We start from the raw sequence: 8,484 nt of genomic DNA on the forward strand, positions 1-8,484 counted from the left end.
CGGTTCGACGAAAGAGCGTCGACCCGGACCAGGATGCCCCCCGCCACGAATCTAGGCGGCGTCCCGGGGGATGACAAGGTCCGCGCCCTGTGAGAATGCGAAGGACCGGATGCCGATGGCATCCGGTCCTTCGTTCGCTGTGTCGCGCTCAGTACTCGCGGTCGATGAGCTGGGGCGGCACCTGGTCGGCGGCGACCTCGTCGACGAAGAACGCCGTCCGCCGACGTCCCTTCGCGCCCGCCGCGGGGACGCTCTGGTAGCTCGCTCCCGCGAGGGCGAGGCCGAGGGCGGCCGCCTTGTCGGCGCCGGCGATCACCATCCACACGCGCTTGGAGGAGTTGATCACCGGGCGGGTCAGCGAGACGCGCTCGCTCGGCGGCTTCGGCGATTCGCGCACGGCCACGACCGCGCGATCGGTCACCGAGATCTCGGGGCGGTCCGGGAAGAGCGAGGCGATGTGGGCGTCGGGCCCGACGCCCAGGAAGCAGATGTCGAACGACGGCCACGGGCCCGCATCGCCCCGGTCCGACGGGGCGAACTGCGCGAGCTCGTCCGCGTAGGCGGTGGCGGCGGCATCCAGGTCGATCCCGTCCTCGCTCGAGGCGACCGAGTGGATGTTCTCGGCGGGGATGTCGAGGTGGTCCAGGAAGGCCTCGCGCGCCTGCTTCTCGTTGCGGTCGTCGCTGTCACGCGGCACGAAGCGCTCATCGCCGAACCAGAAGTGCACCAGCGACCAGTCGATGTCGGACACCCGCTCGTCGCGAGCCGCCGTCCGCAGCACGGCGCCGCCCATCGTCCCGCCCGTGAGGCAGACGTGCATGCGCTTGCCCTCGGCCACGCGCTTGACGATGCGGTTCATGAAGCGCGTCGCCACATACGAGGCGAGGGTGTCGGCATCCGGCTTGATGATGACCTGCTTGACGGCGCCGTTCTCGGTCACGAGGCGCCCTTCTCGCTCGCCGCGAGCAGCAGGTCGTGGCCCTCGGTGATGACGCGCCCGTAGAGCAGATCGGGGTCGAGCCGGCGCAGTTCCTCGGCGAGGCACTCGCGCAGCGTCCGGCGCGGGAAGGCGAGGTCGTGCGTGGGCTGGCCCGGCTGCGTGAGCACGGCCACCCCGGCCTCGGGACGCTCCAGCAGGGTGTCGCCGCTCGGACGGGTCAGTCGCACCGATTTGATGCCGCTGGCCCACTCGTCGGCCGGCAGGTAGGCGTAGTCGACGGGGGCGTCGAGCTTCATGCCCAGCCAGGCGGCCAGCAGAGCCGTCGAGGGGGAGTCGGACGCGCCGCGCACCTCGATCGCCGTGACGGGCTCGAACGGGGGCTGATCCAGCACCGCGGCGAGCTGCTCGCGCCAGCGGGTCACGCGGGTCCACGCGAAGTCGGTGTCACCGGGGGAGTAGTGCTCGCCCAGCTGCGCCACCCAGGCGGCGGGATCCGGCTGCGAGGACGCGTCTGTGATGCGACGCTGCGCGATGCGGCCGATCTCGGAACGCGAGGGGTCGGCAGGGGCCTCGGCGGGCCACCAAGCGACGACGGGCGCGTCGGGCAGCAGCAGGCCGGTGACCAGGCTCTCGGCATTCGATCCCGCGGCGCCGTGAGCGCGCAGGACGACGACCTCGCTCGCCCCCGCGTCGCCGCCCACGCGGATCTGCGCGTCGAGCCGGGGCTCCTCGTCGCTGTCGCCCAGGAGCACGGCGATCACGCGCATCGGGTGCTCGCGCGAAGCGTCGTTGGCGGCTTCGATGACCTCTTCTTCGGCACCGTGGTGGGTGACGATGATGAGCGTCAGCACACGGCCGAGGGCGACGGCGCCGCCCTCTTCGCGGACGCTGACGAGCTTCTTCGAGATCGCGCTGACGGTGGTGTCGGGCAGATCGATGATCACGGGCGCCTCCAGGTGCGGCCGTCGCGGGCGAGGAGCTCATCGGCGGATGCCGGCCCCCACGACCCGGGCGAATATTGTTCGAGCGGACCGCCCTGCGCGGCCCAGTACTCCTCGATCGGGTCGAGGATCTTCCAGCTGAGCTCGACCTCTTCGTGCCGGGGAAACAGCGGCGGATCGCCCAGCAGCACGTCGAGGATCAGACGCTCGTAGGCCTCGGGGCTGGCTTCGGTGAACGCGTGCCCGTAGCCGAAGTCCATCGTGACGTCGCGCACCTGCGTGCCGTCGCCGGGCACCTTGGAGCCGAAGCGGATGGTCACGCCCTCGTCGGGCTGCACGCGGATGACGAGCGCGTTCTGACCCAGTTCCTGCGTCTGGCTGCGCGAGAACAACTGCTGCGGGGCGCGCTTGAACACCACGGCGACCTCGGTCACGCGGCGGCCGAGGCGCTTGCCGCTGCGCACGTAGAACGGCACGCCCGACCAGCGTCGCGTGTTGATCTCGAGCTTGATCGCCGCGAACGTCTCGGTGACCGACTCGGGGTTCATGCCGTCCTCTTCGAGGAAGCCGAGCACCTTCTCGCCGCCCTGCCACCCGCCGGCGTACTGTCCGCGCGCCGTCGCCTCGGCGAGGTTCTCGGGTACCCGCACGGCGGCGAGCACCTTCTCCTTCTCGGCGCGCAGGTCGGCGGCGTTGAAGCTGATGGGCTCTTCCATCGCGGTGAGGGCGAGCAGCTGCAACAGGTGGTTCTGGATGACGTCGCGCGCCGCGCCGATGCCGTCGTAGTACCCCGCGCGACCGCCGACGCCGATGTCCTCGGCCATGGTGATCTGCACGTGATCGACGTAGTTGCGGTTCCAGATCGGCTCGTACAGCTCGTTGGCGAAGCGCAGCGCGAGGATGTTCTGCACCGTCTCCTTGCCGAGGTAGTGGTCGATGCGGAAGATCGAGTCCGCCGGGAACGCGCTCTCGACCGACTCGTTCAGCTCGCGAGCCGAGGCGAGGTCGTGTCCGAAGGGCTTCTCGATGACCACGCGCCGCCACCCGTTGACGCCGTCGGCCTGGTCGCCGACCAGACCCGACTCCTTGAGCTGGGCCGTGACCACCGGGAACGCCTTGGGCGGGATCGAGAGGTAGTAGGCGTGATTGCCCATTGTGCCGCGCTCGGTGTCGAGCTTGTCGACGGTGTCGCGCAGACGGCGGAACGCCTCGGGGTCGTCGAACTCGCCCTGCACGAAGCGGATGCCCTCGAGCAGTTCCTTCCAGGTCTCTTCGCGGAACTCGGTGCGGGCGTACTTCTTCACCGATTCGTAGACGACCTCGGCGAAGTCCTGGTCCTCCCAGTCGCGACGGGCGAAGCCGACCAGGGCGAAACCGGGGGGCAGCAGACCGCGGTTGGCGAGGTCGTAGACCGCCGGCATGAGCTTCTTGCGCGAGAGGTCGCCGGTGACGCCGAAGATGACGAGGGCGCTGGGCCCCGCGATCCGGCTCAGACGGCGATCCTCGGGGTCGCGCAGGGGGTTGTGACCCGGTGTGATCTCTACGACCATGCTTACTGTGCCGCCTCGAAGAGTGAGAGCACCTCGACCTGCGGGTCGGTCAGCGTCAGCGTGACGACGGGGCGGCCGTGGCCCTCCGCCAGCACGCTCGCGTCTCCCGCGGCCTGTGCCTGGATGAGTTGTCCGAACGTGAACGGTCGCCCCGGGATTTCGAGGTCGACGTCGGTGCGTTCGAGGATCTGGAGGAACACGCCGGTCGCGGGTCCCCCCTTGTGGTACTGCCCGGTCGAGTGAAGGAACCGCGGTCCCCATCCGAAGGTGGTGGGCCGACCGGAGTCGGCGGCCACCAATTCGCGCAGACCGGAGAGCTGGCCGAGCTCGCCACGGTCCACGTACGCCTGGATGCCGACGTACCCGTCCGCGGGGACGCGCGCCCACAGGGCGTCGAGCACGCTCGCGAGGGTGCCCCCCGCGGCCAGGGCGGGATCGGACACGCGCACCTCGACACCGTCGAGGACGAGCGCGGGAGCCGTCGGAGCGGGCTGCGCGTCGAGCAGACCGCGCGCGGCCTGCTTGGCGGACTCCACGTCGGGCTGGTCGAAGGGATTGATGCCGAGCAGGCGTCCCGCGATCGCGGTGGCGTACTCCCACACGACGAACTGCGCGCCCAGCGATCCGCTCACCAGCACCTCGTCGGTGTGGCGCTCGAACAGGTGGAAGGCGTTCGCATCGTCGACGAAGCGCACGACCCGCAGGTCGGCGGGCTTCGACTCGAGCTCGGGCGAGACGGGCAGCAGGACGACGGGCAGGATGCCGGTGCCCTGCTTGCCGGTGGACTCGGCGACGAGCTGCTCGATCCAGTCGGGCAGGCCGATCAGGTGAGTGCCGTCCGCGACCAGGCCCAGCTTGTCGCGTCGGTGCGCGCCGCCTCCGGCGATGGCCGCCGCCAGCACGAGCGCCGGGTTCTCGGGGGCGTCGATCGCGACCTCGAGGAGAGTGGCATCCGCTTCGTCGAGCAGATCGTCGATGTCGACACCGGCGAGTCCCGCGGGCACGAGCCCGAAGGCGGTGAGCGCCGAGTAGCGGCCGCCCACCTCGGGGTCGGCGAGAAACACGCGGTACCCGGCGGCGTCGGCCTCGAGCGCAAGGGGCGAGCTGGGGTCGGTGACCACGACGATCCGCGACACGGGGTCGATGCCGAGGTCGCGGAACGCGGCCTCGAACGCCCGACGGGCCGAATCGGTCTCGATCGTCGACCCGGACTTGCTCGAGACGACCAGCACGGTCTGCTCGAGTCCACCGGACTCGGCGTCGCCGTCGATCGCGGCGAGCACCTGCGCGGGGGAGGTGGAATCGAGGATCACGAGGGGGACGCCCGCGGACTGCGCGATGACCTCGGGCGCGAGCGAGGAGCCGCCCATGCCCGCGAGGACGACGCGGGTCACGCCCTGCGCGACGAGCTCGTCGCGCAGGGCGGTGATCTCGGGCACGAGCGGGCGCGAGACGGAGACCGCCCGCACCCACCCGAGCCGACGGGACGCCTCGTCCTCGGCGGCGGAGCCCCACAGGCTCGCGTCGCCCGCGGTCATCCCCGACGCGATGAGCGAGCCGGTCAGCGCCGGCAGCTCCGCGTCGACGATCGATGCGGCGTGGCCCGTGGCCTTGACGGCGAAGCTCACTTCGCGGCCTGGGCGCTTCCGGCCTGCAGAGCGGTCTTCACGGTGTCCTGCAGCTCGTGCCACGAGGCGATGAACTTCTCGACGCCCTCGTCCTCGAGCGTCTGCGTGGCGTCCGCCACGTCCACGCCCGCGGCGGCGAGACGGTCGAAGACCTCGTGCGCCTCGGCGTACGCGCCGGTGACGGTGTCACCCGCGATCTCGCCGTGGTCGAAGGTCGCCTCGAGCGTCTTCTCGGGCATCGTGTTCACGGTGCCGGGCGCGACGAGCTCGGTCACGTAGAGCGTGTCGGGGAGCGCCGGGTCCTTGACACCCGTCGAGGCCCAGAGGGGACGCTGCACCGTGGCACCGGCATCCAGGAGCTTCTTCGCGCGGTCCTCCGAGAACTTCTTCTTGTAGAGCTCGTACGCCAGACGCGCGTTGGCGATGCCCGCCTTGCCCTTGAGGGCGGCGGCCTCGTCGGTGCCGATCGCAGCGAGACGCTTGTCGATCTCGGTGTCGACGCGCGACACGAAGAACGAGGCGACCGACTGCAGGGTCGAGATGTCGTGACCGGCGGCGTGCGCCTTCTCGACGCCGGCGAGGTAGGCGTCGATGACCTCTTCGTACCGCTCGAGGCTGAAGATCAGCGTCACGTTGACCGAGATGCCGGCACCGATGACCTCGGTGATCGCGGGCAGGCCCGCCTTGGTGGCCGGGATCTTGATGAGGACGTTCTTGCGGTCCACGCGGGCCGAGAGGTCCTTCGCCTGCGCGACGGTGCCCTCGGTGTCGTGTGCGAGGTCGGGCGAGACCTCGATCGACACGCGCCCGTCGACGCCGTTCGTGGCCTCGAAGACGGGCAGGAAGATGTCGCACGCGTCACGCACGTCGTCGGTGGTGATCGAGAAGATCGCCTCGTCGACGTCGGCACCGGCCGCGGCGAGCTCCTGGACCTGGCCCTCGTAGGCCTCGCCCTTGGACAGGGCGCCGGCGAAGATCGTCGGGTTGGTGGTGACGCCCGAGATGTTGCGCGACTCGATCAGCTCGGCGAGGTTGCCGGACTGGATGCGCTGACGCGACAGGTCGTCGAGCCAGATGCTGACGCCCTGAGCGGCGAGGTCTGCGGTAGGAGTGCTCATGCTTGTCGTTCTCCTTCGATTACTTCTTCGCCGCGGCGAGCGAGTCGCGCGCGGCCTCGACGACGGCCTCTGCCGTGATGCCGAACTTCTGGAAAAGGGTCTTGTAGTCGGCCGAGGCGCCGAAGTGCTCGATCGCGACCGAGCGTCCGGCGTCGCCGACGATGCCGTGCCAGCTGAGCGCCGAACCGGCCTCGACCGAAACGCGCGCCTTCACCGACGAGGGCAGGACGGACTCGCGGTACGCCTCGTCCTGCTCGGCGAACCACTCCAGCGAGGGGGCCGACACGACACGGGCGTGCACGCCCTCGGCCGCGAGCGTCTCGCGCGCCTCGACGGCGAGCTGCACCTCGGAACCGGTGGCGATCAGGATCACGTCGGGCTCGCCGTTCTTGGCCTCGGCCAGGACGTAGGCGCCCTTCGTCGCGCCCTCGGCAGAGGCGAACTCGTCACCGGATGCCGCGCCCTCGCCGCGGGCGAAGACGGGGATGTTCTGACGCGTCAGGGCGATACCCGCGGGGCCGGCCGTGCGGCGCAGCAGCTCGAGCCACACCACGGACGTCTCGTTCGCATCGGCGGGACGCACGAGCGCGAAGTTGGGGATCGCGCGCAGCGTCGCGAGCTGCTCGATGGGCTGGTGCGTCGGGCCGTCCTCGCCGAGGGCGACCGAGTCGTGCGTCCAGACGAAGATGGTCGGGATGTTCATGAGCGCGGCCAGGCGCACCGGGGGGCGCATGTAGTCGCTGAAGATCAGGAACGTCCCGCCGAACGGACGGGTCGGTCCGTGCAGCACGATGCCGTTGAGGATCGCACCCATCGCGTGCTCGCGGATGCCGAAGTGCAGCACGCGGCCGTAGGGGTCGCCGGACCACTCGTGCGTCGACCACGAGGCGGGGATGAAGCTCTTGGCATCCTTGATCGTGGTCAGGTTGGACTCGGCGAGGTCGGCCGAACCGCCCCAGAGCTCGGGGAGCTCGGCGGCCAGGGCGTTGATGACCGTGCCCGAGGCGGCGCGGGTCGAGACGTCCTTGCCGGCCTCGAACGCGGGCAGGGCGTCGGCGATGTCCGCGGGGAGCTCGCGGGCCTGCAGACGGTCCCACAGCTGCTTGCGCTCGGGGTGGGCGGCGGCCCACGCGTCGAACTTCTGCTGCCAGTCGGCCTTGGCGGCCTCGCCGCGCTCGACCAGCTTGCGCGTGTGGGCGATGACCTCGTCGGCGACCGCGAAGTGCTCCTCGGGATCGAAGCCGAGGACCTCTTTGGTGGCCTTGAGCTCGTCGGCACCCAGGGCCGAGCCGTGGATCTTGCCGGAGTTCTGCTTGCCGGGCGAGGGCCAGCCGATGATCGTCTTGAGGATGATGAGCGAGGGCTTGGCCGTCTCGCCCTGGGCGGCCTCGATCGCGGCGTTGAGCGCGGCGACGTCCTCGACGTACTCGCCGGTCTTCTTCCAGTCGACCGTCTGCACGTGCCAGCCGTACGACTCGTAGCGCTTCTGCACGTCCTCGGTGAAGGCGACGTTGGTGTCGTCCTCGATCGAGATCTGGTTGGAGTCGTAGATCGCGATGAGGTTGCCGAGCTCCTGGTGGCCGGCGAGCGAGGAGGCTTCGCTGGTCACGCCCTCTTGCAGGTCGCCGTCGCCCGCGATGACGTAGACATAGTGGTCGAAGGGGCTCTCGCCGGCGGGGGTCTCGGCGTCGAACAGACCGCGCTCGTAGCGGGCGGCGTAGGCGAAACCCACGGCGGAGGCGAGACCCTGGCCGAGGGGGCCGGTGGTGATCTCGACGCCCGCGGTGTGTCCGTACTCGGGGTGGCCGGGGGTCAGCGAGTCCCACGTGCGCAGGGCCTCGAGGTCCTTCTTCTCGAGGCCGAAGCCGCCGAGGTACAGCTGCACGTACTGCGTGAGCGAGGAATGACCGACGGAGAGGATGAACCGGTCGCGGCCGGGCCAGTGCGTGTCGGCCGGGTCGTGGCGGAGCACCCGCTGGTACAGCAGGTACGCGGCGGGGGCCAGCGACATGGCGGTTCCGGGGTGGCCGTTGCCCACCTTCTCGACGGCGTCAGCCGCCAGGATGCGTGCGGTGTCCACCGCGCGCCGATCGATCTCGTCCCATTCGAAGTCCGACAACACGGTGCCTTTCTCGATCCTGCGCCCGGTTCACGATCCGACGTCCGCGCTCGCCACCGTAGGAGTGGGAGGGGGGTGGGGTGTCGGCGCGGGGCGCGCGTTCTTCGCCAGCATAGCGAGATCGACCGACGCCGTTTGCGTTCGTGACGGGGGTCGACAGGCGGCCGGGGGTGTGGTGGGGATGGCAT

Annotated in this window: 6 protein-coding genes; all 6 read right to left on the reverse strand. The window is 70.3% G+C overall.

Annotated elements, in window-relative coordinates; all coding sequences use genetic code 11:
- Nucleotides 1-148 precede the first annotated feature (148 nt).
- The 6 genes from pgl to tkt are packed head-to-tail and all read right to left on the reverse strand — an operon-like array spanning nucleotide 149 to nucleotide 8,296.
- Nucleotides 149-940, reverse strand: coding sequence for a 6-phosphogluconolactonase (pgl, locus tag DBR36_RS04400; protein ID WP_108317729.1), 792 nt, complete (start codon nucleotides 938-940; stop codon nucleotides 149-151).
- Nucleotides 937-1,884, reverse strand: coding sequence for a glucose-6-phosphate dehydrogenase assembly protein OpcA (locus DBR36_RS04405; RefSeq protein ID WP_108317730.1), 948 nt, complete (start codon nucleotides 1,882-1,884; stop codon nucleotides 937-939). Before DBR36_RS04405 ends, pgl begins: the two co-directional genes overlap by 4 nt.
- Nucleotides 1,881-3,431, reverse strand: a complete 1,551-nt coding sequence (gene zwf / locus DBR36_RS04410) for a glucose-6-phosphate dehydrogenase (RefSeq protein WP_108317731.1) — start codon at nucleotides 3,429-3,431, stop codon at nucleotides 1,881-1,883. Before zwf ends, DBR36_RS04405 begins: the two co-directional genes overlap by 4 nt.
- 2 nt (nucleotides 3,432-3,433) lie before the next feature.
- Entirely contained in the window at nucleotides 3,434-5,059 is a 1,626-nt protein-coding gene (locus DBR36_RS04415; RefSeq protein WP_108317732.1) for a glucose-6-phosphate isomerase, read from the reverse strand.
- On the reverse strand, nucleotides 5,056-6,177 hold the full coding sequence (gene tal, locus DBR36_RS04420) for a transaldolase (protein ID WP_108317733.1): 1,122 nt from the start codon (nucleotides 6,175-6,177) through the stop codon (nucleotides 5,056-5,058). Before tal ends, DBR36_RS04415 begins: the two co-directional genes overlap by 4 nt.
- Before the next feature lie 19 nt (nucleotides 6,178-6,196).
- Nucleotides 6,197-8,296, reverse strand: coding sequence for a transketolase (tkt, locus tag DBR36_RS04425; protein ID WP_108317736.1), 2,100 nt, complete (start codon nucleotides 8,294-8,296; stop codon nucleotides 6,197-6,199).
- Nucleotides 8,297-8,484 lie beyond the last annotated feature (188 nt).

It is taken from the genome of Microbacterium sp. HMWF026 (assembly GCF_003061325.1).
Taxonomy (GTDB): domain Bacteria; phylum Actinomycetota; class Actinomycetes; order Actinomycetales; family Microbacteriaceae; genus Microbacterium; species Microbacterium testaceum_E.